Below are 25,924 nucleotides of genomic sequence, written 5' to 3'. Positions count from 1 at the left end.
CATGCTGACCGGTCTGCGGGTCCTGGAGATCTCCAGTTTCGTCGCCGCGCCGCTGGGCGGGATGACGCTCGCCCAGCTCGGCGCGGACGTGGTGCGGGTCGATCCGATCGGCGGCGCGACCGACACCACACGGTGGCCGGTGACCGCCGACGGCGCGTCGATCTACTGGACGTCGCTGAACAAGGGCAAGCGGTCGCTCATGGTCGACCAGCGCACGCCCGAAGGCCGCGACCTCGTACTGCGGCTCGCCGCGCAGGCGGGGGTGGTGCTGGCGAACACGCCGAAGCCGGCCTACGAGGAGCTGGCCAAGGCACGTCCCGGCCTTATCCACGTGCTCGTGCAGGGATATCCCGACGGGCGTCCCGCGGTGGACTACACGGTCAACGCCGAGACCGGCTTCCCGCTGGTCACCGGGCTCGGCGACGCCCCGGTGAACCATGTGCTGCCCGCGTGGGACGTCGCGTGCGGCCTGTACGCGGCGGTCGCGATCCTCGCGGCCGACCACCACAGGCTGCGCACCGGCGAAGGCAGGTCGGTGAAGATCGCGCTCTCGGACGTGGCGCTGGCGACCGCGGGGAACCTCGGATTCCTCGGCGAGGCCGAGCTGAACGGCGTCGACCGGCCGAGGATCGGCAACCACCTGTTCGGCGGGTTCGCGCGCGACTTCGCGGTCCGCGACGGCAGGTTCATGGTCGTGACGCTCTCGCGCAGGCACCTCGACGACCTCGCCAAGGCCACGGGCACGTCGGAGAAGGTCGCCGAGCTGGAGAAGCTGGTAGGCGCGGACTTCTCAGACGACGGCGACAGATACCGCCACCGCGAAGGACTCGCCGCGCTGCTCGAACCCTGGTTCGCCGCACGGACGGCCGCCGAGGCCGCCGAGACGCTGGCCCGCACGTCGGTCCTGTGGTCGCAGTACGGCACGTTCCGCGACCTCATGGCCCGCGACCACGCTTTGCTCGCCGAGATCGACCAACCCGGCGTCGGACGGCTGCGCGCCCCGCGCACCCCCATCCGGGACGGCGCGCCGCGCGAGCCGAGGCCCGCGCCCGTGCTCGGCGCGGACGCCGAGTCGGTCCTGGGGACCGTCGGGCTGACCCCCGGCGAGGTCGCGGAACTGCGCGAGAAGGGCGTCGTGGGATGAGCTGGACGCCTGAGCCGGTAGAGACCGCCGACGTCGTCGCCGAGGGGCCCGTGCGCGCGCTTGCCGGGCTCCTGGACATCGACCCGCCCGGCGCGGAGCTGCCGCCGCTGTGGCACTGGCTGTTCCACCTCGAACGCCACCCCCAGGCCGCGCTCGGCCCCGACGGCCACCCCCGCGACGGCCGCTTCCTCCCGCCGCTGCCCGACCGCCGCCGGATGTTCGCCGGGGCGAGGTACACCGCGCACGCCCCGATCCGGCTCGGCGACGAGCTCGTCAAGCGCTCGGAGCTGACGTCGGTCAAGGAGAAGGACGGCCGCACAGGCAAGCTGCTGTTCACCACCGTAAGACACCGGCTTCTGCGCGCCGGGGAACTGCTCGCAGAAGAAGAGCAGGACATCGTCTACCGCTCCGGCGACGCCCCCGCGAGCCCGGAGCCGCCCATCCGTCCCGACGGCAAGGGCCTGCGACGTACGGACGAGCGTACGTTCGCGCTGTCCGCCGACCCCGCTCTGCTGTTCCGCTTCAGCGCCCTCACCTACAACGCCCACCGCATCCACTACGACTTCGCGTACGCCACCGAAGTAGAGGGCCACCGAGGACTCGTCGTCCACGGCCCGCTCCTTGCGATCCTCATGGCCGAGCTCGGACGCACCCCGCAGGGCGGCCCGACGTCCCTCTCGTTCACCTTGCGACGCCCGGTTTTCGCGGGCACGGACGCGTCGGTGGAGCGCACCGGGGACGGAGCGAAGGTGACGAATGGGGCGGGCGAGACCGCCGCCGTCATGGCGTTCACGTCGGCAGTCTGACGAACCGGCTGTATAACTTTGGCGTCAGACCCCAAAACCCCCCTGAAAGGGCGGGCCGTATGTCCTGTCCCTGCGTCTGGAGGACCTCTTGTACAGCCCCCCGCCGTACACCCCGCCGCCTTACTACGCTCCGCCACCGCCGCCTCCACGGCGCAGCAGGGGTCCGCTGGTCCTGGGGATCGTCGCGATCCTCACCGTCCTCGTGCTCGCGGGCGGCGTCGCGTTCTACCTGCTCGGCCCGACGGGCAAGTCGTGCGGCTCCGACGGCGTCACGCTGAACGTGTCGTCGTCGCCGGAGAAGTTCGGCGTCATGCAGGACCTGGCGGAGGAGTACTCCGGCACCGAGGTGAACGGGGTCTGCGCCCAGATCGCGATTCAGTCGAAGTCGTCGGGCGAGGCGATGGCGGCGCTCGCGCGCGGCTGGAACACCGAGACCGACAAGGCCCCGCAGCCCGACGTGTGGACTCCCGCCGCGTCGACCTGGGTGGGGCTGCTGCGCCAGCGGCTCGCCGACAGCGGCAAGATCGACTTCCTGCCCGGTGAGACCCCGGGCGTCGCGGTGTCGCCGCTGGTCATCGCGATGCCGCGGCCGATGGCCGAGGCGCTCGGCTGGCCGGGCAGCGCGATCGGCTGGTCGGACATCCTCAAGCTGTCGCGCGACCCGCAGGGCTGGGGTTCCTACGGCCACCCCGAGTGGGGTCAGTTCAAACTCGGCAAGACCAACCCGAACTACTCCACCTCCGGTCTGAACGCCACGGTCGGCGCGTACTTCGCGGCGACGGAGAAGTCGGCCGACCTCACCACCGGCGACCTCGACGCGCCGAGGGTGAAGTCGTTCGTCCGCGACGTGGAGAGCGCGATCGTCCACTACGGCGACACGACCCTGACGTTCCTGTCCGGCCTCCAGCGCGCCGACGACGCGGGACAGGCCCTCGGGTACGTCTCGGCCGTCGCGGTCGAGGAGATGTCCGTCAGGTACTACAACGAGGGCAACCCGACGGGTGACCGCGCGACCGCGGGCAAGCACGCCCCTCCGAAGATCCCTCTGGTGGCGGTCTACCCCAAGGAGGGGACGATCGTCTCCGACCACCCGTACGTCGCGCTGAACACGATGGACCCGGGCAAGAAGGCGATAGCCGACGGCTTCCTCGCGTTCCTACGCGGCCCCGACGGCCAGGCCAGGTTCGCCGAGGACGCGTTCCGCGGCTACGACAACAAGGTCACCGACCTCATCACCGCCGACAACGGCCTGCTGCCCAACCAGCCCGCCAAGATGCTCGCGCCGCCCGACCCCGCCGTCCTGGACAAGGTCCTGCGCGGCTGGGAGTCGCTGCGCAAGCGCTCGAACGTGCTGTGGGTGGTCGACGTGTCCGGCTCGATGGTCGAGCAGGTGCCGGGCACCGGCAAGACGCGGATGGAGCTGGCCAAGGCGTCGCTCGCCAAGGCGATGGACCAGTTCATCGGCGTCGACAAGGTCGGCTTGTGGGAGTTCGCCACGCGCATCGACGGCGCGAAGGACTACCGCGAGCTCGTGCCGATCGGCCCGGTCTCGCAGAACCGCGCGAAGCTCAAGAGCGCCATCGGCGGATTGCAGCCCAAGTCCGACACCGGCCTGTTCGACACCGCGCTCGCGGCCTTCACCAAGGTCCGCGAGAACAAGGTGCCCGACGCGATCAACTCGGTCGTCCTGCTCACCGACGGCGTCAACGACGACCGCGGCTCGATCTCGCTGGAGACCCTGCTCGGCAGGCTCGACGGGGAGAGCGGCGTCCGGCTGTTCACGATCGGGTTCTCCGCGGGCGCCGACCACGACGGCCTCAAGAAGATCGCCGAGGCGACCGACGCCAAGGCGTACGACGCGGGTGACGCGGCGACGATCGACGCCGTGATCGCCAACGTCACGTCCAATTTCTAGAATCGCCAGCACAGGACGTGCCTGTCTGATTACCTTGAGGAGTCGCCGCGTGGTGGCCGGGGGACTCGGCTCCGGCGGGAGACGGAGGAGACGTGCGCGGCGCCTCCTCCGCCTCCCCTGGGGCCGAGCACTCCGACGCGCGGATCATCATGCCCAAGACGGACACCCCCGCTCCCGCTCTGTCCTTCCGTCTGCTCGGCCCGCTCGAAGTGTTGCGGGACGGCGTTCCCGTGGATCTCGGTGGACCGCGCCAACGCGCGCTGCTCGCGCTGCTGCTGGTGCGGCCGTCGGCGTACGCGTCGGCCGGTGAGCTCGCCGACGAGCTGTGGTCCGGCGCGCCCCCGGCCGGCGCGGTCGCGACGCTGCGCTCCTACATCTCGGTGCTCCGCCGCGAGCTCGAGCCTGGCCCGCCCTACCGGGTGCTGGTGAGCCGGGCCGGCGGCTACGCGCTGGACAAGCCCGAGTCCGACGCGCTCGCCTTCACCGGCCTCGTGGAGGCGGCCGAGAGCGCGCTCGCGGCCGAGCGGCACGCCGAGGCCGCCACCGGTTTCGCCGAAGCACTCGCCCTGTGGCGCGGCCCCGCGCTCGCCGGACTGCCCGATCTCGAACCGCTCAGGCTCGAGGCCGACAGGCTCGCCGAGCTGCGAGTGCGCGCCGAAGAGGGCATGCTGACCGCCCAGGTCGGCCTCGGCAGACACGCCGAGGCGGTGCCCGGGTTGCGGCGGTTCGCCGCCGCCCATCCGCTGCGCGAGACCGCGCACCGCCAGCTCATCCTCGCCCTGTACCGGGTCGGCAACCAGGCCGAGGCCCTTGCCGCCTACGAGACCCTGCGCCGCACCCTCGACGCAGAACTCGGCATCGACCCCTCGGCGGAGCTGCGCGCGCTACACCGCCGCATCCTTCAGCAGGACCCTTCACTCGCCGCGCCCGAGCCGTCCGACGCGGCCGCGCGGGAGGAGCGCCCGTTCATCGGACGGGCCGGGGAACTGGCGACCCTGTGGGAGTTCGCGGCCTCGGGGGAGGGCGTCCGGGTCGTCACCGGGCCCGGTGGGATCGGCAAGACCGCGCTTGCCGAACGCGTCGCGGCGCGGGCGCGGGAGCGCGGCGTGCCCGTCGTCTGGGGGCGGGGGCCCGACGCGGGCGACGCGCCGCCGTTCTGGCTGTGGGCGCAGGTCGCCGGCGCGCTCTCCGACGCGCTCGCCGACCCGGCGCTGCGCGCGGAGATGGACGACTCAGCCGATCTACGGGCGAAGCTGGGCGAAGCGGGCGAACGGCTGCTCGCGCCGGAGGAGCCCGTCGGCAGGTTCCGGCTGTATGAGGGCGTCACGCGGCTGCTGGCGCGGGTCGCCGCGCCGCGCGGCCTGCTCGTCGTCCTTGACGACCTGCACTCCGCCGACGCCGACTCGGTGCTCCTGCTGCGGTATCTGGCCAAGGCGCGGGCCAAGGGGCTGCGCTGCCTCGTCCTGTCGCGCAGGCCGGTGCCGCTGGACGCGCCGCCGATCGAGCTCAGGGGCCTGACTCCCGAGCAGGTCGCCGAGCTGACCGGCGACGCCGAGGGCGCGCCGCTGCTGCACACGGTCACCGGGGGAAATCCCTTCCATCTCGCGCAGATAGGGAGTGTCCCGGCGGAAACCGCATTGCACGCGGTGATCGCGCGGCGGCTTGACGAGCATCCGCCCGACGCGTGCGAACTCGTCGAGCTGCTCGCGGTCGCGGGCCGTCCGGTGGAGCCCGCGACGCTCGCGGCGGCGTGGGGCTCCGACGTCGTCAGCGCGCTCACCGCGCTCGGTCCCGCGTTCGCCTCGGGGCTGGTCACCGAGCGGGGCGCGTCGCTGCGGCTCGCGCACGCGCTGCTGGGCGAGGCGGTGCTCGCCGGGCTGCCGGTGGTGCGGCGGGCCGCGCTGCACGCGGCGCTCGCCGCAGCGCACCTCGCCGAGGGCAGCGGCACGCCCGCCGAGCTGGCCTTCCACTACGAGCAGGCGGCTCCGCTGGGGTACCGGGCCGAGCGCGTCACCTGGCTGGGGCGTGCTGCGGAGGCGGCCTCGCGGGCGTTCGCCGACGCCGAAGCCGCCGACTTCCTACGCCGCCAGGCTGCCGTGCACGCGGCACGCTCGGCGCTCGACCCCGCCGAGGCCGCCCGCGAGCTCGACGCGCTCGCCCGCAGGGCGTCCCTGCTGTCCGGACTCGACGGCTACAACGCGCCCGAGGTCGGTGAGAACAACGCGCGGATGCGTCAGGTGCTCGACCTCGTGGACCCGGACGCGCCCGGAGTGGCGGCCGCCCTGGGGCAGCTGTGGGAGCACGCCAATACCAGCGCCGAGTACGCGGCCGCCGAAGAGTACGCAAGACGGCTCACCGTCTTGGACCCCGTGGCGGGCGCGTATGCGACGGGTTGTACGGCGGTCCTACGCGGTGACCTCCATCGCGCTAAGGAACGGCTTGAGGAGGCCGTCGCGGGAGATCTCTCGGGGCCGCCCGGGTCCTTCCGGTCGCGCGCGGCGGTGATGGCGCGCTCGTTCCTCGGCCTCGCCCTCGCCACGCGGGGCGAGACCGCGCGGGCACGCGCGGTCGAGGCGGAGACCGAACGGTTCGCGCTCGCCACCGGTGACCCCTACGACAGGGCGTCGGCCGCGCACTTCCGCGCCTGGACCGCCTTCACGGAACTCGACAGGGAACGCACCGGGCAGGCCGCCGCCCGCGCGCTGGAACTGTGCGCGGACGGCGGGTTCGCCCAGCTCGAAGGGCTCGCCGGGTCGCTGCTCGCGTGGAGCCGCGCCGACGACGCCGCAGGGTTCGCGCTGCTGCGCGAACGCGCCGGGTACTCGTACGCGTCGCTGTCCATGCGGGCGACGAGCACGGTCATGCACGCGGAGATGGGTGAGGCGCTGCTACGCCTCGGCGATCCGGCGGCCGCCCTCGCCGAGGTGGACAGGGGACTTGCCTTCGCGGACGCTACGGGAGAGGACTACGTCCGCGCCGATCTCCTGCACCTGCGCGGTGCGGCGCTTGCCGCCCTGGGTGACGTCGACGCGGCCCGTAGCGTCCTGGAAGAGGCGGCCGCGCTGGCCCGTCGTCAGGGGGCCGTGCTGTTCGCCGCGCGCGCCGCGGCCACCCTCGCCGCCCTCTGACGGGCCCGTGCCGATCGGGTCCGTGCCGATCGGGTCCGTGCCGATCGGGTCCGTGCCGATCGGGTCTGGGCCGGGAGGCGGTCGTCCGGTTAGGCTTGCCGAGCAATCGCTTGGTTGATCTACCGCCGGAGGAACCGCGTGCGGCGTGGCATCTATCTGCTCGAAGAGGTCGAGTTCAACCCGATGAACTCACGGAAGCCGCTGGAGTACCTGACCTGGCTCACCGGATACAAGAACGAGGACGCCGAGTCCTACGGGGAGGGCGAGTCGGAGCTGACCGACGGCAAGTCCGTCAGGTCGAGCGACATCGACCTCGTCGGCGCGTTCTACGCCGTAGGGATCACCGGCCACCGGCAGTTCAAGGCGGTCACCCTGTGGGACTGCCGAGGCGGCTGGGAAGGCGGCTGGAAGCAGATGATGGACATCTACGCGGGCGTGGACGAACGCCTGTTCCTGTCCGACATAGACGACCTCAGGCACGCCGCGTACTCACGTCCCCTGGGCGCTTCGCCTGGCAGCCCCGCCCTCGCCGACCTCGTGGACGAGGGCTACGCCGCCCCCTTCTACGTCTTCGAAAGCGCGACGGTGAGGCCGGGCGCGGCCCTCGACTACCTCGCCGCCGTCACCGAGGAGCGCGCCCCCGTCCTCGCCGAACACGGCCAGCGCCTCATCGGCTCCTACGAGGTCCAGTTCTGCGACACCGAGGTCGTCACCTTCTGGGGCACCACCCTGGAAGCCCACCTCACCCTCCAACGCGCCCGCGACGCCGCCCTCGGCCTCGACGACGAAACCCCCGCCGACCCCCGCCTCCTCACCTGGCAGTCCCGCGCCCGCGACTACCTCACCAACACCTGGCGCGAAACCCTCCTAGCCCCCTTCCCCAACTCCAAACTAGCCCCCTAACCCCCACCCCCCCTTCACACCCCCACCAAGCGCGCCACGCGCTTATATGGGAAGCCGAGGAAGGCCCGCCCGGGGGCCGGGTGGGTGGGAAAAGGGTAGGCCCCCGGCGGCGTTGGCGGGGGCCTGGGTGGGGCGGCTCCATGAGGCGGAGACGGTCCCCGGTGGGAGGCCGGAGGGAGCCTCCCGGGGTGTGAGCGACCTGTTAGAAGTCGTCGTTGAGGCGGGCGACGAGGGCGTTGTACTCGTCCCAGAGTTCCTTGGGCAGGTGGTCGCCGAAAGTCTCAAGGTGGGCCGGCATCAGGGATGCCTCGCGCTTCCAGGTCTCCTTGTCGGCCGACAGCAGGAGGTCGAGGTCACGGCCGTCGATCTTGAGGCCCTCGAGGTCGAGCGCCTTGGCGGTCGGGACGTGGCCGATGGCGGTCTTGGTGGCGTCGGCCTTGCCCTCGAGGCGCTCGACGATCCACTTGAGGACGCGGCTGTTCTCGCCGAAGCCCGGCCACAGCCACTTGCCGTCGTCGTCCTTGCGGAACCAGTTGACGTAGTAGATGCGCGGCAGCTTCTCCGGGTCGGCGGCAGCGCCGAGCTTCAGCCAGTGCGCGAAGTAGTCGCCCATGTTGTAGCCGCAGAACGGCAGCATCGCGAACGGGTCGTAGCGCAGCTCGCCGACGGTGCCCTCGGCGGCGGCGGTCTTCTCCGACGCGACGTTCGCGCCGAGGAACACGCCCTGCTGCCAGTCGAACGACTCGGTCACCAGCGGCACCGAGGTGGCGCGGCGGCCGCCGAACAGGATCGCCGAGATCGGCACGCCGTTCGGGTCCTCCCACTCCGGCGCGATGGTCGGGCACTGCCCGGCCGGGGTGGTGAAGCGGGCGTTCGGGTGGGCGGCCGGGGTACTGGACTCCGGCGTCCAGTCGTTGCCCTTCCAGTCGGTGAGGTGCGCGGGCGGCTCGTCGGTCAGGCCCTCCCACCACACGTCGCCGTCGTCGGTGAGCGCGACGTTGGTGAAGATCGAGTTGCCCCAGAGCGTCTTGATGGCGTTGGCGTTGGTGGACTCGCCGGTGCCGGGCGCGACCCCGAAGAACCCCGCTTCAGGGTTGATCGCGTACAGGCGGCCGTCCTCGCCGAAGCGCATCCAGGCGATGTCGTCGCCGACCGTCTCGACCTTCCAGCCCGGGATCGTCGGCTGGAGCATGGCGAGGTTGGTCTTGCCGCAGGCGCTCGGGAACGCGGCGGTGATGTACTTGGCGTCGCCGCTCGGCGGGGTCAGCTTGAGGATGAGCATGTGCTCGGCCAGCCAGCCCTCGTCGCGCGCCATGGTCGAGGCGATGCGCAGCGCGTAGCACTTCTTGCCGAGCAGCGCGTTGCCGCCGTAGCCCGAGCCGTAGGACCAGATCTCACGGGTCTCGGGGAAGTGCGAGATGTACTTCTCGGTGTTGCACGGCCACGGCACGTCGGCCTGGCCGGGCTCGAGCGGCGCGCCGACCGTGTGCACGGCCTTGACGAAGGAGCCGCGCTCCTCGATGAGGCGCAGCGCCTCGGCGCCCATGCGGGTCATGATCTTCATCGAGACCGCGACGTAGGCGGAGTCGGTGATCTCAACGCCGAGCTGGGAGATGTTGCCGCCCAGCGGGCCCATGCAGAACGGCACCACGTACATGGTGCGGCCCTTCATGGCGCCGTCGAAGATGTCCGCGAAGGTCGCGCGCATCTCGGCGGGTGCGATCCAGTTGTTGGTCGGACCCGCGTCCTCCTCCTTCTCGGAGCAGATGTAGGTCCTGTCCTCCACCCGGGCGACGTCGCGCGGGTCGGAGGCGGCGTAGAAGCTGTTCGGGCGCTTGTCAGGGTTGAGCCGCTTGAAGGTGCCCTGCTCGACGAGCAGGTCGGTCAGCCGTACCCACTCCTCTTCGGAGCCATCACACCAGACGACGTTGTCGGGCTTGGTCAGCGCGGCGATCTCGCCGACCCAGTCGATCAGTTCCTGGTTGCTGGTCGGTGCCGGTTTGAGCCCGGGGACCTGGTCAGACACGCCTTACTCCTCACACCTGCTTTGGGGTTGTACGCATCGTGAACGACACCTACAGGTCTTGGCCAATTGGTCTGGGCCAATGCGTTACTTTGGGGAAACATCGCCTCACACAGAAAATCTTTCTGCTTTCCGCGCGGTCGGCCGCAACCCGGCCGAAGGACGCCAGGTCATCCTCGTATTCGGCGGGCGGGCCGGTAGTTTCCCCAGGTCGGTGTGCCGACGCGGGAGTGTGGTGCAGATCTCACGGGGTGCCAAGGGGCCGTTGCGCGGCGGCGCTACCTGCGCAGACGCCCTTGTGGGCCCGTCGGGGGCGGCGCGGCGCGTCAACGCCCAGGCAGGGACGGGAAAGCGCGCCGATCGCACGTCCTGAGACGGCGTCAAAACGCGCTCGGAACTGCGTGGTCCGCCTCGGCGGAATGGTCTGGACCATTGAGGTTTCCCGCGCTTTTTCCGCGTCCGGCGTTTGAACCTCCTCGTCGCTCGTCGCCGCCGTGGCGCGACGGCGGCCTGACGCGCTCGCGGCGGCCCTGACGCCTCCGCTTGCAAGCATCCAAGCGAGATTCTGCAAGACAATGAAAGTTTTCTGCAAGAGCTTTCATCCAAGGGTTTTCCGTGCCATGCTCAGGGCCCGCCGCCTGCCGCGTACCACCCCCCGGAGCGCACATGAGCACCACCGCGGAAACCCTTGCCGACCTCTGGCGCGAGCTGTTGCGCGTGCCGGGAGTGGGCCCGGACGACGACTTCTTCGACCTCGGAGGGGACTCCTTCCAGGCCGTCCAGCTCGCCTCGCTCGTCAGCCGCCGTTTCGGCGTCGAGGCCGATCCCGACATGGCTTTCGCAAGACCGTGCCTCGCCGAGCAGGCCGCCTGGATCGGCGCGCTGTCCCGCGCGGCCCTGCCGGCCGAGGCCGTCGCGGGCGCGGCGCTGAGCACCCAGCAGGAGGACTTCCTTGTCTGGATGGCCGAGCCGGGCGAGCCGCGCCGCGATATCGGCGCGATCGCGATCGCCACCCGCATCCGCGACGCGTTCGACACGACGCTGTTCGCCCGCGCGCTGGGCGAGGTCGTCAAACGGCACGAGGCCCTGCGCACGGTGTGCCGCCGCGACGGTGACGGCTACCGGACGCAGACCCTCGCCGACCTGCCTCCGGAGGTCGCCGAGGCACGGGCCAAGGGCGCGACGCCGGAAGAACGCCTCGCCGACGCGCTCGCCCTCGCCGAACGCGAACGCACCCGCCTGTCCGACGTGACGGCCGACCCGATGGTCCGGGCGCTGGTGATCAGGATCGACCCCGACGACCAGGTGCTCGTCCTGTCCGTGCACCACTTCGTCACCGACGGCTGGTCGATGGGGATCGTGCTGCGCGAGGCCGCCATCGTCTACTCGGCCCTGCGCGCCGGCCTTCCCTCCCCGCTCCGCCCCCTCGACCTCGCCTACGGGAGCTACTGCGCCTGGACGCGCACCCGCTGGGAGGCCAACCGGTCCTACTGGGAGACCGTGCTCGACGGCGCGCCCCGCGCCCTCGTCCCGTTCCCCGAACGCCTGCCCACCGACCGCTTCAGCTGGCGCGCCCACCCCTTCACCGTCGCCGCCGCCACCGCCGGACGCCTCCGCGACGCCGCCAAAGCCCGCCGCGCGACCCCGTTCATGGCGGTCACCACATGCTGGACCTCCGTCCTCGCCGCCTGGACCGGCGTTGACGACCTCGTCGTCATGTCGCCCGCCCCCGGCCGGACCGAACCGGCGCACAACGACCTCGTCGGCTGCCTCGTGCAGTCCCTCGTCCTGCGGATCGACGCCTCGGGAAGCCCGGCCCGCGCCGACCTCCTCGCCCGCGTCCGCGCGACGGTCCTCGGCGCGACCTCCCACCAACTCCACGCTTACCAGGACGTACGCCCCAAGGTGCCCTATCCCTCGCGTATCCACTACGAGAGCTGGGGCCAGGAGCCGAACTTCCCCGGGCTGCGCTCCGAGCCGTTCCCGCTGCCGCGCCTCCAGGAGAACCTCGTCTGGCACGCCCCGCCCGGCGAACATGACCTCAGCTCGCCGTGGCTCGTGGTCGAGGAGCAGCGCGACGGGTCGCTGCGCGCGGCCGTCGTCTACAACCACTTCGGTTTCGCGCAGGAGACCGCCGCGCGCTTCGCCGAGTTGTTCGCGGCCGAGGTGAACGCGTTCCTCGGTGAGCTCGCATGAGCGCGACGGTTCCCGGCCTGCTGCGCGCCAGGGCCGCCGACCAGCCCGACCGCGCCGCGATCACCACTCCCGACGGCCGAGCCCTCACGTTCGGCGCGTGGGACCGCCGCTCCGACGCCGTCGCCCGGGCCCTGCTCGACCTTGGCGTGCGACGCGGCGAGCCGGTGGCGCTGACGTTCGACGGGAAGGCATGGCCGGAGTTCGCGATCGCCTGCCTCGCGGTGCAGAAGGCGGGCGGCGTCGCGCTCCCGCTCGCGGCGGGACTGCCCGCCGCGCAGGCCGACGACTTGCGCGCGAGGGCGGGCGCACGCCTCTCCCTGTCCTCGCTCGACGGCCTCGAGACGCCGGGCGCGCCGCCCCCCGACCTCCGGATGAACCCCGACGATCTCGCCCAGATCGTCTTCACGTCCGGCACGACCGGCGCGCCCAAGGCGGTCGCCGCCTCCCACGCCAACCTGACGTACGGATACGCCCCGCGTCCGCGCATCCGCCCTTACGCGCATTCCCGGCTGTTCGCCCACGCCTTCCCGATCGGCACGAACGCGGCGCAGATGATGCTGATCGACAGCCTGACCGCGCACCCCGGCGCGCTCGCGCTGCCGTTCTTCGACGCCGCGCGGTTCTGCGCCCTGGTCGCCGAGCACCGGATCGGCACCGTCTTCCTTGTGCCGCCGATGGCCGCCGAGCTCGTCAGATCCGAGGCGTACCGGGGGCACGACATGTCGAGCGTGCTGCTGGTGAGCTCGTCGGCGGCCGCGCTGCCCCCCGCGACCGCGCTTGAGCTGACCCGGATCTTCCCCGCCGCGACGGTGGTGAACTGCTACATCTCCACCGAATCCGCCCCGGCGCGGACCGCGATGATCGTGGACCCGTCGCGTCCCGGCTCGCTCGGCGTGCCCGCCGACCCGCGCGACCTGCGGATCGCCCGCCCCGACGGGTCCGCCGCCGCGCCCGGCGAGGTCGGCGAGGTGTGGTTGCGCTGCGCCGCCCCGCCCCGCGCCTACCTGGGCGAGGAGCGCGCCGACGTGTTCCGCGACGGCTGGGTCCGCATGGGCGACCTGGGCCGGCTCGACCCCGACGGCCACCTCTTCCTGGTGGACCGCGAGTCCGACGTGATCAAGTGCGGCGGCCTCAAGGTCTCCACGGTCCAGGTCGAGGCGGCGTTGCACGAGCATCCGGCCGTCGTGGAGGCGGCGGTCGTGGGCCTGCCGCACCCCGTCATGGGCGCGGTCGTCGGCGCCGCCGTCAGGACCCGCGAGCCGGTGACGGCGGCCGAGCTCAAACGCTTCCTCGCCGCCCGGCTCGCCAGGCACGAACGCCCCGCGCGGATCGCGTTCGTCGCCGACTTCGCCCGCACCACCACAGGAAAGATCCTCAAGCCGAGGGTCAAGGAGCTGCTCGCAGAGGTGAGGACATGAAGCGACGCGCGACCCTGCGCCAGCACGACGTCTGGTTCGCCGCACGGGCCGGCCGCGACGGCTACACGATGCGGTTCTCCGTCACGTTCTCCGGCACGGCCGACCTCCCGCGCATGCGCGCGGCGGTCTCGGCGGTGCTGGCACGCCACCCCGTCCTGGCGTGCGCGGTGCGGGAGGAGGACGGCGTCTTGTACCTCGTCCCCGCCGCCTCGCCGCCGCGCATCGAGGACGGCCCCGCCGACGCCGTCGCCCCCTTCGATCTGGAACGCGGCCCGCTCACCCGGATCGGCCTTGAGGAGACGGCTTACGGCTGCCGTCTGACGCTCGCCGCCCACCACCTCGTGTTCGACGGCGCGTCGAAGTCGGTGTTCCTGCGCGATCTCGCCGCCGCCTACGCGGGCGAGGCGCTGCCGCCGCTGCCGGACGCCGACCTCGCGGAGGAGGAGGCCGCCCGGGTCGCCGACGCGCTCGGCACGGCGCGCGAGTACTGGAAGCCGCGCTGGCGCGCGCCCGAGCCCGTCGCGCTGCCGTTCCAGGAGGGCGCGTGCCCGTCGGACGGCCCCGGCGCGCAGCTCACCTTCCGGCTCGCCGACCTTCCCGAAATACCCGGTACGTCGCGCTTTGAGGTGCTGCTCGCCTCGGTGCAGGCGCTGCTGTGGCGGTACGGCAACCCCTCGGCGGCGGTCGGCGTCGACCTCGGCACCCGCGCGGCGGCCGACCGCGACAGGATCGGCATGTTCGCCGCAGAACTGCCGGTCTTCGCCAGGATCGACCCGGAATGGTCGTTCCTGCGGCTGGCCAGGAGCCTGCGGTTCGAGCACGGGCTGAGCCGCGACCTGCGCGGGCTGTTCCGGGTCCGCGAGGTGCCGCTGTCACGCGCGGTCTCCGGCATCACCCCGGAAACCGCGCTTCCGCCCGTTTCGCTCAGCTATCGGAGACGCGACACCGCGCCCGATTTTCCCGGACTCACCGCCGACGTGGACTGGATCTCCTTCAACGGCGTCGGCAGGGGAGCGCTCCGGCTCGTCGTGGTGGACGGGCCCTCGGGCTGCGACGTCGGCCTCCAGTACCAGCCCGCGCACCTCGGCGCGGAGGCGGCCGAGCGGATCGCCGGGCACTGGCGCGGCCTGCTCGACCGCGTCGCCGTCGACCCCGACGTCCCTCTCGCCGACCTCGTCGACGACCCCGCGCCGAGGCACGACACAGGCGTCGCCTACCCGGCCGTCACGCTGGTCGACCTGTTCGAGGAGCAGGCACGCCGCACCCCGGAAGCCGTCGCGGTCCTGGACGACGGCAGGGCGCTCACCTACGCGGACCTGAACGCGGCGGCCGACGCCGTCGCGGCCGGGCTCGCGTCGGGTTCCCTCGTGGCGGTCGTCGCCGACAGGTCCGCCGACACCGTCGTCGCCCAGCTCGGCGTGCTCAAGGCGGGTGCGGCCTACCTGCCGCTCGACCCGTCACATCCGCCGGCGCGGCTCGCGTTCCAGCTCGCCGACGCGGCCCCGGCCGTCGTCGTCGCGCCCAAGCGGCTGCTGGAGTCGATCCCGCCCGGCGACGTGCCGGTGCTCGTCCTGGAGGACGCCGTCCAGACGGGCGCGGCACGCCCCGCTTCGCGCCCTTCGCCGGAAGACCTGGCCTATGTCCTCTATACCTCGGGTTCGACCGGTCAGCCGAAGGGCGTCGAGATCGGCCACGCGGCACTGACGAACCTGCTCCTCGCCGTCCAGGACAGGCTCGGCGACCAGGCCACGCCGGTCTGGCTCGGCCTCACCTCGCCGTCGTTCGACATCTCCGCACTTGAGACATATCTCCCGCTGATCACCGGGGGCCGTCTCGTCGTCGCGCCCGAGGCGCTGACCGGCGACGGCCCGGCCCTCACCGCGCTCGTCGCCCGCGAGGGCGTCACCCATGTGCAGGCGACGCCGTCGGGATGGCAGGTCCTGCTGGACGGCGGGCCCGCCGACGTCGTCGCGCTGGTCGGCGGCGAGGCGCTGCCCGCGCCGCTCGCAGCCGAGCTGCGCGCCCGCACCCGGCGCGTCCTCAACATGTACGGGCCGACCGAGACGACGATCTGGTCGACCTGCGCCGAGGTCGCCGGACCCGTCACGATCGGGACGCCCCTGGCCAACACCACGGTCCACGTCCTTGACGAGGGCCTGCGCCCGCTGCCGCACGGCGTGCCCGGCGAGCTGTGCGTCGGGGGAGCGGGCCTGGCGTTCGGGTATCTGAACAGGCCAGAGCTGACCGCCGAGCGGTTCGTCACCGGACCCGACGGAACCCGGATCTACCGGACGGGCGACCTCGCCCGGTTCCGCGCCGACGGCGACCTCGAGTACCTGGGCCGCCGCGACGGCCAGGTGAAGCTGCGCGGCCACCGGATCGAGACCGGCGAGGTCGAGGCGCGGCTTCTGGAACACCCCGACGTGGCACGCGCGGCGGTCGCCGTCCGGGATGTCCGGCTCATCGCCTATGTCGTCGCGCCCGCCGGGATCTCCGTGGCCGAGCTGCGCGCGCACTGCGCCGCGACGCTGCCGCCGATCATGGTCCCCGCCCGGTTCGTCACCCTTGACGCGCTGCCGCTCACCCCGAACGGCAAGCTCGACCGCAACGCGCTCCCCGAGCCGGAGACCGCGCCCAGCGCCGACGCCTCCGCGCTGACCGGCACCGCGCGCGCCGTCCAGGAGATCGTCGGCGAGGTGCTGCGCCTGCCCGGGATCGGCCCCGAAGACGACCTGTTCGACCTCGGCGTCCACTCCCTGCTCATCACCCAGATAGGCGTCAGGATTCGCGCCCGCATAGGCCCCGACCTGCCCCTGCACGTCTTCTACGACACCCCCACGATCGCCGGTCTCGCCGCGTACGCGGACCGGCTGCTCACCCAGGAGGCGAAGTGACCCTCCCCGCGCTGCACGTCAACTGGACGAGCCCGTACCGGCACGGGCTCGGCCGTCACGGCGACCTCGCGGCCCGCGCCTACCGGCTCCCGCCCGAGGAGATCGTGACGACGGTCCACAGCGCCCTCGCCTGGCGACGGCACCACGGCCCGATCGGCCTGCTCACCGACTCCCTCGGCGCGTCCTACGCCAAGGAACAGGGCATCGACGCCCTCTACGACGACGTCGACGCCGCCCTTGACGACCTCGACGCCGTCGACCTCGACCCCCTCGTCTACTCGACGGGCGCGAAGATCCATGCCGCCGCCCTGCGCCGCGCCCCCTTCGCGATCATCGACACCGACCTGTACCTGCGCCGCCCCCTTGCGCTCCCCGAAGGCGTCGGCTTCGTCTTCGCGCATTGGGAGGACCTCGACCCCGTCATCTACCCGGACGTCGCCGACGTGCCCAACCACGCGGGCGCCGACCTGGCGCGCTGGACCTTCGACACCCCCGCCGCGAACATGGCGATCTCGGTGTTCCGCGACGACGCGCACCGCGCCGCCTACGCCGAGGCGGGCATGGCCTATGCCGTCGGGAACGCGGGCCCGTACGACGGCGACGTCCACGTGCGCGCGGTGTTCGCCGAACAGCGCCTCGCCCCGGCCGTCGCGCGGACCCTCGGCACCGAGCTGCGGCCCGCCACCGAACGGTTCTGGCTGGGCGGCCGCGAGGCATGGGACGGCCCCGACCACACTGACCTGTGGCACCACACCTGGCACCTCAAGGCGCAGCTGCGCACGTTCGCCGAACTCCGCCCGGTCTACCTGCGCTACCTGGTCGAGGACCTGCTGTGGCGCTTCCCCGAGGCCGAACCGCTGCTCCTCGACGTGCCCGCGCTCGCCGAGCACGCCGCGCTCATCCGGCTGACGGCCGCCGACCTGCGCGCGCACGGCCCGACGACGCTGGGCACCGCCCGATGAGGGTCGCGATCGTCGGCGCGGGACTCGGCGGGCCGCTGCTCGCCGCGCTGCTCGGCGGACGCGGCCACACCGTCACGGTCTACGACCGGCGGCCCGACCCGCGTGCGGGCGGCGCAGGCGAGGGCAGGTCGGTGAACCTCGGCGTGTCGGCGCGCGGCATCCGCGCGCTGCGGCGGATCGGCCTGTGGGACGACCTCGCGCCGCACCTCGTCCCGATGCGCGGCCGTGCCGTGCACACGCCGGGGGCCCGGCACGCCTTCACGCCGTATGGCACCGACGAGTCGCAGGTGCTGCACTCGGTCCGGCGCTCGGTGCTCAACGCCGCGCTCATCACCCGCGCGGAGAAGGACGCCTCGTTCGTCTTCGGCACGGCCTGCGTCGGCCTCGACCCCGACACCGGGACCCTGACGCTCGCCGACGGCACGTCCCGTTCGTTCGACCTCGTCGTCGGCGCGGACGGCGCGTTCTCCACGGTCCGCGACCTCATGCAGCGCGGCAGGCCCGCCGACTTCCGGCGCGACTACCTGCCGTGGGGGTACCGGGAGGTGACGATCCCGTCGGCCGCGCCGATCCCGCACGAGGCGCTGAACCTGTGGCCGGGACGGCACGGGCTCGTCCTCAGCCACCCCAACGTCGACGGCTCCCACACCGGGACCGTCTTCCTCCCCCTACGCCAGCTTGCTGAACTCACTACCGAGGACTCGGTAGCACGCTTCTTCGCCGAGCGCTTCCCCGCCGTCCTCGACCTCGCCCCCGGGCTGCCGCGCGAGTTCGCCGCGCGTCCCGTCGGGCACCTGGTGACGGTCCGCACGTCGCTCTGGTCGCAGGGGAGGGCGGTGCTGGTCGGGGACGCCGCCCACGCCGTCACCCCGTTCTACGGGCAGGGCATGAACGCCGCGCTTGAGGACTGCCTTGTCCTCGATGAGTGCCTTGCCGCGCACCCCGTCGAGGAGGCGCTCGCCGCCTACCAGGCGGCACGCAAACCGCACACCGACGTGCTCGCCGACCTGTCCGAACGCAACTTCGCCGAACTGCGCGACGGCGTCCGCTCCCCGCTGCGCCGCGCCCGCGCGCACACCGACCGCGCGCTCGCCAGGCTGCTCCCCGGCCGCTGGCTGCCGCTCTACACGATGATCTCCCACACCGCACTCCCGTACGCCGACGCGCTGCGCCGCGCCCGCCGCCAGGACCTCGCCCTCACGGCGGCCGCCGCGGGCCTCGCCGCGTGCGCCGCGCTCGCCCTCCGCCACCCCGAGACGGACCAGCGATGATCACCCACCCCCGTGACCCCGCCCTGCGCCTGCTGGAGACCACCGACGTCCACGTTCCCGAGGCCGCCAAGGTCGTCGCGTGGGCGCGTGACTATCTCGTCAACGCCCACCCCGACCTCGGCCGCAAGGGACCCGTCTGCCCCTACGCCCAGGGGTCGCTCAGCCGCCGCGCCTTCTATCTGCACGTCGTTCCCGAACCCGTGACCCGCCTTGACGAGATCACCGGCGTCGCCGAGAAGTACCGCGACTGGTTCCTCGAACTCGCGCCGCGCGCCGAACCCGACGCCCTCTTCACCACGATCCTCCTGCTTTTTCCCGAGGTCCGCGATCTCGCGCTGATCGACAGGGCGCAGGCCGCGTTGCGTCCGTCGTTCGTCAGCCGTGGGCTGATGGTCGGCGAGTTCCACGACGGGCCGCCGCCCAAGGGCGGCCTGTGGAACCCCGAGTGGCGGCCGCTGCGCAGCCCGGTCCCGCTGCTCGGCCTGCGGCACATGGTCCCGTCCGACCGGCCGTTCCTCGCGCACGACCCCGCGCTCCTCGAGGTGCATGAGGCGCTGTTCGGGGGTGCGCGGTGCTGATCCCGAAGCGCGCGGACGGGGCTGACGCGCCGCTCACGCCCGCCCAGACCAGGCTCTGGGTGCTCGACCAGTCGAGTTTCGGCGAGCAGAGCGCGTATCTGTGCTGGACCAGCAAGCGGTACCGGGGCGTCCTCGACGCGGGGCTGCTGCGTGCGGCGCTGCGCGCGACGGTCGCCAGGCACGAGGCGCTGCGCACGTGGATCGGCGCGGGGCCTGACGGGCCGATCCAGCATGTGGTGGCCGACGCCCCGGACGTCCTGGAAGAGCATGATCTGTCCGGGTCCGCCGATCCGGAGGCCGAGGCGCGGCGGGTGAGCGCGGAGTTCGCGGCACGTCCGATGCGGCTCGACCGTCCGCCGCTGCACCGCGCGCTCTTGCTGCGGCTGTCAGACGACGACCACGTGTTCGTGTGGTGTCTGCACCACATCGTCTGCGACGGGCAGTCCCTCGCGCTGCTGGAAGGTGAGGTGTTCGCGCGCTACGCAGGGAGGCCGCCTTCTGGGGAGCCCGTACAGTTCCCCGACTACGCGCTCTGGGCGGCCGGACAACCGGACGACGACGGACGCGCGTACTGGGCCGCCAAGCTCGCGGGCGTACCGGCCGTCCAAGGCATCCCCTCGGATCTGCCGCGTCCGCTGACGCCGAGCGTACGCGGCGCGCACTGCGCCGCGCGGCTCGACCCCGAGCTGTCCCGCGACCTCCTTGCGCTGGCCCGCAGGGAGCGCTGCACGCCGTTCATGGTGTTCCTCAGCGCGCTGATGATCACGCTGGCCAGGCACTCGGGCGAGCGTGACGTCGTCGTCGGCACCCCCTCGAGCGAACGTGACGAGGCGGGCCTGGAAGACGCGGTCGGCTTCTACGTGAACAGCCTCCCGATCCGTTGCGCGGTCTCGGAGACCGGTTCCTTCCGCGACGTGCTGCGCGACGTACGCACCGCCGTCTTCGAGGCGCTCGCGCACCGCCGTACTCCGTTCGAGGAGATCGTCGCCGCCTCCGACGCTCCCCGTGATCCCGCCAGGAACCCCCTGTTCCAGACGATGCTCGTCATGGACCAGCCTCCGGTCGGGCCCGGCGAGCCGTCCTTGCGGCCCGAGCCTTGGCCGCTGGTGGCCCCGACCGCACGTCTCGACCTCACCGTCGTGGTCGCGCTCGGCGAGTCCGTCGAGCTCTACTTCGACTACGCGGCTGACGTGCTCACCGCCGCCGAGGCCGCGCGCTTCCGCGACCACCTCGTGCGGCTCCTGCGCGCCTGCGCCGATGATCCGGGCCTTCCGCTGCACCGCGTTCCCGCCGGGGCCGTCGCGGCCCCGGGGGAGGCGAGCGGGGGCGACGACGTCGTCGCGGGGTTCCTCAAGGCGGTGGAGCGGAAGCCCGAGGCCGCGGCGATCGTCGTGGACGGACGGACCCTGACCTATCGGGAGGTGGAGCGCGGGTCGCGGCTGCTCGCCGCGCGCTTGGCGGGGGCGCGCCTTGTGGGCGTCGTACTGCCGACCGGAGCCGACGCCGTCGTGACGATCCTCGCGGCCCTGCGGGCGGGAGCCGCCTACCTGCCCCTCTCCCCGGACGACCCGCGCACGCCCGCCCTGCTTGAGCGCGCTAAGGCCGATGTCGTCATCGACGCGCAAGGACTGCGGCACACCGGGGCGGAACCCGACCTTCCGGACGACCTCGCCTACGTGATCTTCACGTCGGGATCGACCGGGGAGCCGAAGGGCGTCATGGTCGGCCGTAGCGCGCTTGCGAGCTTCACAAGCGCGTTCGTCAAGGCACATGGCTGTTTCGCGCCCGGACAGCGGATTCTCATGCTGCCGCCGCTGACCTTCGACGCGTCGGTGGGCGACGTGTTCCCGGCGCTCGTCTCCGGCGCGGCACTCATCCCGCACCCCGACCCCGCCTCCCTTGACGCTGCCTCCCTCGTCGCGTACTGCGCCGAGTACGACGTCACCGCCGTGGACGCCCCCGTCGCGCTGTGGCGGCGCTGGACCGACGACCTGGCTTCGGGTGCCGTACGGGTCCCCGAAGGCTGGCCGGTCACCTCGGTCATGGTCGGCGGCGACCGCGTCCCGGCCGGGGCCGTCGCGGCATGGGCCGCGGCGACGGGCGCACGCGTCACCCTGCACAACCACTACGGCCCCACCGAGGCGACGGTCTGCGCGACGGTGCTCACCACCGTCGACGGCGGCGAGCACCCCGGCGCGCACCTCCCGATCGGCCGGCCGCTCCCGCACGCGCGCGCCTACGTCCTCACCCCCGAGGGAGAGCCCGCCGCCGAGGGCGCGCCGGGTGAACTGCACCTCGCGGGGGAGTGCGTCGCCCACGGCTACCTGGACGCCCCCGGCCTCACCGCCGAGCGCTTCTTGCCCGACCCGTGGCACGGCGGCCGCATGTACCGCACCGGCGACATGGCGCGCTGGAGGGCCGACGGGACCCTCGAGTTCCTCGGCCGGGCCGACCGACAGGTGAAGATCAGGGGATTCCGGATCGAACCGGGCGAGGTCGAGGCGGCGCTGACCGCGCACCCGGCAGTCCGGGACGCGGCGGTCGTCGCGTCCGGGGAACGGCTCGTCGCGTACGCGGCGACCGAGGCGGCCCCGGCCGAGCTGCGCGGGTTCGTCAGGGAACGTCTGCCGAGACCGCTCGTCCCCGACGTGTTCGTCACGGTCCCGGCGGTCCCGCGCACCGCCCACGCGAAGGTCGATCTCGCCGCGCTCCCGCCCGTTCCGTCGGCCGAGCAGGGGTACGAACCGCCAGAAGGCCCCTGGGAACAGGCGCTCGCCAAGATCTGGGGCAAGACGCTCGAACTCCCCAGGGTTGGCCGGGCCGACAACTTCTTCGCACTCGGCGGCAGCTCCCTCGTCGGCACCCGGATAACCGCCGCGATAGCGCGCGAACTCGGCGTCCGCGTCCCCCTCGACGAACTCTTCTCGGCCGCCGACCTCGCCGACTTCGCCCGCCGCGCCCAGGGCGACCGCCGCTCCCCACCCCCCGACCTCACCGAGCCCCTGCCCCCCGAGATCCGGGGCCCGGGCACCCCCTCACCACGCGTACCGGGCACGGTCCTGCCGCCTGAGATCAAGGGCCCGGGCGCGGCCTCCGCCGTCTTGCCGCCGGAGACCCGAGGCCCGGGCACCCCCTCCGCACGCATGCCCCGCACCGTCCTGCCCCCGGAGACCCGGGGTCCGGGTACGGCCTCCGCACGCGCGCCGCGCAAGGTCCTGCCGCCCGAGTTCAGGGGCCCGGGCGCGGCCTCCGCTCACGTGCCGCGCAGCGTCCTGCCGCCTGAGATCCGGGGCCTGGGCCCGGACTCCGCGCACGTGCCGCGGACGGTCCTGCTCACCGGTGCGACGGGCTTCCTCGGCGCGCACCTGCTCGCCGACCTCCTCACCCGACCCAACGTGACGGTCGTCTGCCCCGTCCGCGCCGCCACCGCCGAGCACGCCGAGGATCGGGTGGCCGGGGCGCTGCGCTCACGCGACCTCACCGGGGACCCGGCAAGGGTCGTCGCGCTGCCCGGCGACCTCGCGCTGCCGCGCTTCGGCATGTCCGACGCCGCCTGGCGCGACCTCGCCGGACGCGTCGACGTGGTCTGCCACAACGGCGGCCTCGTCAGCTTCACCGAGCCGTACGAGCGGCTGCGGCCAGCCAACGTCGGCGGGACCATCGAGGCGCTGCGCCTCGCCGCGCTCGGCGGCGTCCCCGTCCACGCGGTCTCCACCCTCGGCGTGTTCATCGCCGACAGGTATCTCGGCGCACGCGTCACCGAAGCCGACATCCCCGACGATCCCACCGGCCTGCCTGGCCCGTACGAGCAGGCCAAGTGGGTCGCCGACCGGCTGTGCAGGCAGGCGCGCGACGCCGGCGTCCCGGTGAGCGTGCACCGGCCCGCGCGGATCGGCGGGCACTCCCGCACCGGCCGCGCCGAGCCCGGCGACTACTTCAGCAGCCTGCTCCGCACGTTCGCGCAGACCGGCTGTGTGCCCGACCTCGCGCACACCGAGGACGTCGCGCCCGTCGACCACGTCGCCGCCGCGATCGCCAAGGCCGTCCTCGACCCCGGCGCGCAAGGCCGCGACTTCCACTACTTCAACACCGCGACCCTCGCCTACCCGGCCTTCGCGACGGCCCTGCGCTCGCGCGGCCGCGACGTCGCCCTCGTCCCGTGGGCGCGCTGGCGCGACGAGGTCAACGCCCGCCTCGCCGCCGGAGCGCCCGTCGCGCTCGCGCCCTTCGTCGGCGAGCTGCCGCACGACGCCCCGGCCTTCCCGCGCCCCGACTTCGACTGCGCCCGCACCGCCCGCGACCTCGGCCCGCTCCCGCCCGCCGACGCCGAACTCATCGGCCGCTACCTCGACTTCCTCGCCGCCTCCGGAGCCCTCGCATGACCGCACCCTCGTCCCGCGCCGACGTCGTGCGCTTCGCCGTCGTCTGGACGACTTCCCTGCTGTCCAGCGTCGGCTCCGCGCTGTCGTCCTTCGTCCTCGGCGTGTGGGTCTACCAGACGACGGGCTCGGTGACCGGCTTCGCGCTGGTGATGCTCGCCGCGATGCTGCCGCCCGTGCTGCTCGGCCCGCTCGCCGGGGCCGTCGCCGACAGGTTCGACCGCAGACGCGTCCTGCTCGGCGCGGACGCCGTCAGCGGCGTCGCCACCGCGACGCTCGCGCTGCTCGTGCACACCGGCGGCCTGCGGCCCTGGCACGTGTGCGTGGCGGCCGCCGTCAGCGCGGCGGCGGGCGCGTTCCACTTCACCGCGTACCAGGCGATGACGCCGCTGCTCATCCCCGCCCGCCACCTGGGCCGCGCCAACGGGCTGATGCAGCTCGGCATGGCCGCGCAGATCGCCGCCCCGGCCGTCGCGGCGGGCCTGCTCACGGCCGTCGGCACGACCGGCGTCCTTGTGCTCGACCTCGTGTCCTTCGCCGTCGCGGTGAGCGTGCTCGCCACGGTACGGCTGCCCGCACGCGTCCTACGGCCCGCCCGTACGGAGCCGCCCAAGCCGTTGCGGGCCGACCTCGCCCACGGCTGGCGTTATCTCCGCGCAAGGCCGCCGCTGCTGGCGCTCGCGCTTGTCTTCACCGGATACAACTTCATTTACGGGCTCGCGGGCGTCCTCGTACAGCCGCTCATCCTCGGGTTCGCCTCCGCGACCACCCTTGGCCTGCTCATGCTGGCGGGCGGCAGCGGCGTGTTCGCGGGCAGCCTCGTCATGGGCGCGTGGGGCGGGCCGCGCAACCGGATGCCGGGGATCTCGCTGTTCATGTTCGCCGGGGCCGTCGCCTTGGCTCTGCACGCCGTACGGCCGTCGCCGCTGCTCGTGGGCTGTGCGGCGGCGGTGTTCCTGTTCACCCTCCCGATCGTGCAGGGCTGCGGAAGGACCCTCTTCCAGACGAAGGTCGAGCCCGCCTCGCTCGGCAGGGTCAGCGGGACCGTCCAGGCGCTCGGGCAGGTCGCCCAGCCCGTCGCCTACCTCGCGGCGGGGCCGCTCAGCGAACGCGTCGCCGAACCGCTGCTCGCCGACGGGGGCGCGCTCGCCGGAAGCGTCGGCGCGCTCACCGGGACCGGACCCGGCCGCGGCGTCGCCGCGCTGTTCCTCGCCGCCGCGGTCCTGCTCGCCCTGCTCGCGGCGGCGACCGCGCTCGCCCCCGCGCTGCGCACCCTCGAAACCGCACTCCCCGACGCGCTCGACCCGGAGACCGCCGATGCCCGCTGAGCCCGACCCGATGGCCGACCTTCTCGGCCTGCTCACCTGCCACGCCGCGGTCGCCGCGCTGCGCCTCGGCGTCTTCCACGCGCTCGCCGACGGCCCCGCCGACCTGCGCGCCCTCGCCGCGAAGACCGGCGCGTCGGCCGAACCCCTCCGCCACCTCCTCGACGCGCTCGCCGAGACCGGCTACCTGTCGGTCAAGGACGGCCGTTACGCCGAACGCCCTGCGGGCGCGGCCCTACGCGGCCACTTCGGCGCGGTCCTCCCGCTGTGGACCGCCCTCGCCTCGGGCCCCTGGCAGGGCCTCGCCGACGCGGTGCGCACCGGCGTCCCCGACGGCTCGTTCTACGCCTGGCTTGACGGGCTGCCCGAGGAGCGGCGCGGCTTCCACACCCTCCAGGCGGGCCTCGCGGCGGGCCTGGCCGAGGCGCTCACCCTCCCCGAGGGCGCGCGGACCCTCCTCGACGCGGGCGGCGGCACCGGCACGTTCAGCAGGGTCATGTGCGCCCGCCACCCCGAGCTGCACGCGACAGTCGTGGACCTCCCGACGGTCATCGCCGACCTCACCGACCTCACCGACCTAGGCGGAAGGATCACCGGACGCGCCGCCGACCTCGGCGTTCCCGGCGCGCTCACCGAACGCGGCGTGGACGTCGTCCTGCTCTGCAACGTCCTGCACGGCTTCCCCTCCGAGCGGGCCCGCGCACTCGTCCATGAGGCGGTGGCCGCGCTCACGCCGGGCGGGACGCTGCTCGTGGTCGAGTCAGACCCCGACCCGCGCGAGCCCGCCGACCGCGCCTTCCAGCGCTTCTTCGACCTCAACCTCTGGCACACCCAGGGCGGCCGCCTCCACCCGCCCGCCGCGCTCGCCGCGTGGGCCGTGGAGGCGGGCTGCACGGTCCGTCTCGCCGAGGTCCCCGGACACCCCTCCCACCTCATGCTCACCGCCGTAGCCGCGCGCTGAGCGCGCCTCCCACCCAAGAAA

The 25,924-nt window shown here is 73.1% G+C and carries 15 protein-coding genes; 14 read left to right on the top strand and 1 reads right to left on the bottom strand.

The window, feature by feature from the left end; translation table 11 throughout:
- Position 1: 1 nt before the first annotated feature.
- The 5 genes from R9X44_RS06485 to R9X44_RS06465 all read left to right on the top strand — a co-directional run bounded on the left by R9X44_RS06485 (position 2) and on the right by R9X44_RS06465 (position 7,896).
- Positions 2-1,144: a CoA transferase gene (locus R9X44_RS06485; protein ID WP_319813060.1), complete on the top strand. Its 1,143-nt coding sequence runs from the start codon at positions 2-4 to the stop codon at positions 1,142-1,144.
- Positions 1,141-1,950 carry a MaoC family dehydratase N-terminal domain-containing protein gene (locus tag R9X44_RS06480; RefSeq protein WP_319813059.1) on the top strand — a complete coding sequence of 270 codons (810 nt, stop codon included), beginning with the start codon at positions 1,141-1,143 and terminating at the stop codon, positions 1,948-1,950. The genes R9X44_RS06485 and R9X44_RS06480 overlap by 4 nt, the downstream gene beginning before the upstream one ends.
- A gap of 88 nt (positions 1,951-2,038) precedes the next feature.
- Positions 2,039-3,865 carry a substrate-binding and VWA domain-containing protein gene (locus R9X44_RS06475; protein WP_319813058.1) on the top strand — a complete coding sequence of 609 codons (1,827 nt, stop codon included), beginning with the start codon at positions 2,039-2,041 and terminating at the stop codon, positions 3,863-3,865.
- Between the two features lie 92 nt (positions 3,866-3,957).
- Entirely contained in the window at positions 3,958-6,993 is a 3,036-nt protein-coding gene (locus tag R9X44_RS06470; protein WP_319813057.1) for a BTAD domain-containing putative transcriptional regulator, read from the top strand.
- Positions 6,994-7,131: 138 nt separating this feature from the next.
- Positions 7,132-7,896, top strand: coding sequence for a hypothetical protein (locus R9X44_RS06465; protein WP_319813056.1), 765 nt, complete (start codon positions 7,132-7,134; stop codon positions 7,894-7,896).
- 202 nt (positions 7,897-8,098) lie between these two features.
- Here R9X44_RS06465 and R9X44_RS06460 read toward each other — a convergent pair whose 3' ends face one another.
- Positions 8,099-9,922 (bottom strand): phosphoenolpyruvate carboxykinase (GTP), encoded by a 1,824-nt coding sequence (locus tag R9X44_RS06460; RefSeq protein WP_319813055.1) that lies wholly within the window; start codon positions 9,920-9,922, stop codon positions 8,099-8,101.
- Between the two features lie 663 nt (positions 9,923-10,585).
- On the opposite strand from R9X44_RS06460, the gene R9X44_RS06455 reads away from it, so the two are divergent.
- Genes R9X44_RS06455 through R9X44_RS06415 form a run of 9 tightly spaced genes read left to right on the top strand, consistent with a single transcriptional unit; the run spans position 10,586 to position 25,903 of the window.
- Positions 10,586-12,115, top strand: a complete 1,530-nt coding sequence (locus R9X44_RS06455) for a condensation domain-containing protein (RefSeq protein WP_319813054.1) — start codon at positions 10,586-10,588, stop codon at positions 12,113-12,115.
- Positions 12,112-13,533 carry a class I adenylate-forming enzyme family protein gene (locus tag R9X44_RS06450; RefSeq protein WP_319813053.1) on the top strand — a complete coding sequence of 474 codons (1,422 nt, stop codon included), beginning with the start codon at positions 12,112-12,114 and terminating at the stop codon, positions 13,531-13,533. Before R9X44_RS06455 ends, R9X44_RS06450 begins: the two co-directional genes overlap by 4 nt.
- Positions 13,530-16,427 carry an amino acid adenylation domain-containing protein gene (locus tag R9X44_RS06445; RefSeq protein WP_319813052.1) on the top strand — a complete coding sequence of 966 codons (2,898 nt, stop codon included), beginning with the start codon at positions 13,530-13,532 and terminating at the stop codon, positions 16,425-16,427. Before R9X44_RS06450 ends, R9X44_RS06445 begins: the two co-directional genes overlap by 4 nt.
- Positions 16,424-17,389, top strand: coding sequence for a hypothetical protein (locus R9X44_RS06440; protein ID WP_319813051.1), 966 nt, complete (start codon positions 16,424-16,426; stop codon positions 17,387-17,389). Before R9X44_RS06445 ends, R9X44_RS06440 begins: the two co-directional genes overlap by 4 nt.
- Positions 17,386-18,660 (top strand): NAD(P)/FAD-dependent oxidoreductase, encoded by a 1,275-nt coding sequence (locus tag R9X44_RS06435; protein WP_319813050.1) that lies wholly within the window; start codon positions 17,386-17,388, stop codon positions 18,658-18,660. Before R9X44_RS06440 ends, R9X44_RS06435 begins: the two co-directional genes overlap by 4 nt.
- Positions 18,657-19,238: a DUF6875 domain-containing protein gene (locus R9X44_RS06430; RefSeq protein ID WP_319813049.1), complete on the top strand. Its 582-nt coding sequence runs from the start codon at positions 18,657-18,659 to the stop codon at positions 19,236-19,238. Before R9X44_RS06435 ends, R9X44_RS06430 begins: the two co-directional genes overlap by 4 nt.
- Positions 19,232-23,620, top strand: a complete 4,389-nt coding sequence (locus tag R9X44_RS06425; RefSeq protein ID WP_319813048.1) for a thioester reductase domain-containing protein — start codon at positions 19,232-19,234, stop codon at positions 23,618-23,620. The genes R9X44_RS06430 and R9X44_RS06425 overlap by 7 nt, the downstream gene beginning before the upstream one ends.
- The gene (locus tag R9X44_RS06420; RefSeq protein ID WP_319813047.1) at positions 23,617-24,945 is read left to right on the top strand and encodes an MFS transporter; all 1,329 of its coding nucleotides are present in this window, start codon (positions 23,617-23,619) and stop codon (positions 24,943-24,945) included. Before R9X44_RS06425 ends, R9X44_RS06420 begins: the two co-directional genes overlap by 4 nt.
- The gene (locus tag R9X44_RS06415) at positions 24,935-25,903 is read left to right on the top strand and encodes a methyltransferase (RefSeq protein WP_319813046.1); all 969 of its coding nucleotides are present in this window, start codon (positions 24,935-24,937) and stop codon (positions 25,901-25,903) included. Before R9X44_RS06420 ends, R9X44_RS06415 begins: the two co-directional genes overlap by 11 nt.
- Positions 25,904-25,924: the final 21 nt, after the last annotated feature.

This window comes from Actinocorallia sp. A-T 12471, assembly GCF_033875155.1.
Lineage (GTDB): Bacteria > Actinomycetota > Actinomycetes > Streptosporangiales > Streptosporangiaceae > Actinocorallia.
This window is presented reverse-complemented; position numbering and strand designations above follow the sequence as displayed.

Excerpts from the sequence above, each read along its gene's own strand:
- R9X44_RS06485 (WP_319813060.1), top strand. The coding sequence starts at position 2 with ATGCTGACCGGTCTGCGGGTCCTGGAGATCTCCAGTTTCGTCGCCGCG.
- R9X44_RS06480 (WP_319813059.1), top strand. The coding sequence starts at position 1,141 with ATGAGCTGGACGCCTGAGCCGGTAGAGACCGCCGACGTCGTCGCCGAG.
- R9X44_RS06415 (WP_319813046.1), top strand. The coding sequence starts at position 24,935 with ATGCCCGCTGAGCCCGACCCGATGGCCGACCTTCTCGGCCTGCTCACC.
- R9X44_RS06450 (WP_319813053.1), top strand. The coding sequence starts at position 12,112 with ATGAGCGCGACGGTTCCCGGCCTGCTGCGCGCCAGGGCCGCCGACCAG.
- R9X44_RS06420 (WP_319813047.1), top strand. The coding sequence starts at position 23,617 with ATGACCGCACCCTCGTCCCGCGCCGACGTCGTGCGCTTCGCCGTCGTC.
- R9X44_RS06445 (WP_319813052.1), top strand. The coding sequence starts at position 13,530 with ATGAAGCGACGCGCGACCCTGCGCCAGCACGACGTCTGGTTCGCCGCA.
- R9X44_RS06435 (WP_319813050.1), top strand. The coding sequence starts at position 17,386 with ATGAGGGTCGCGATCGTCGGCGCGGGACTCGGCGGGCCGCTGCTCGCC.
- R9X44_RS06430 (WP_319813049.1), top strand. The coding sequence starts at position 18,657 with ATGATCACCCACCCCCGTGACCCCGCCCTGCGCCTGCTGGAGACCACC.
- R9X44_RS06455 (WP_319813054.1), top strand. The coding sequence starts at position 10,586 with ATGAGCACCACCGCGGAAACCCTTGCCGACCTCTGGCGCGAGCTGTTG.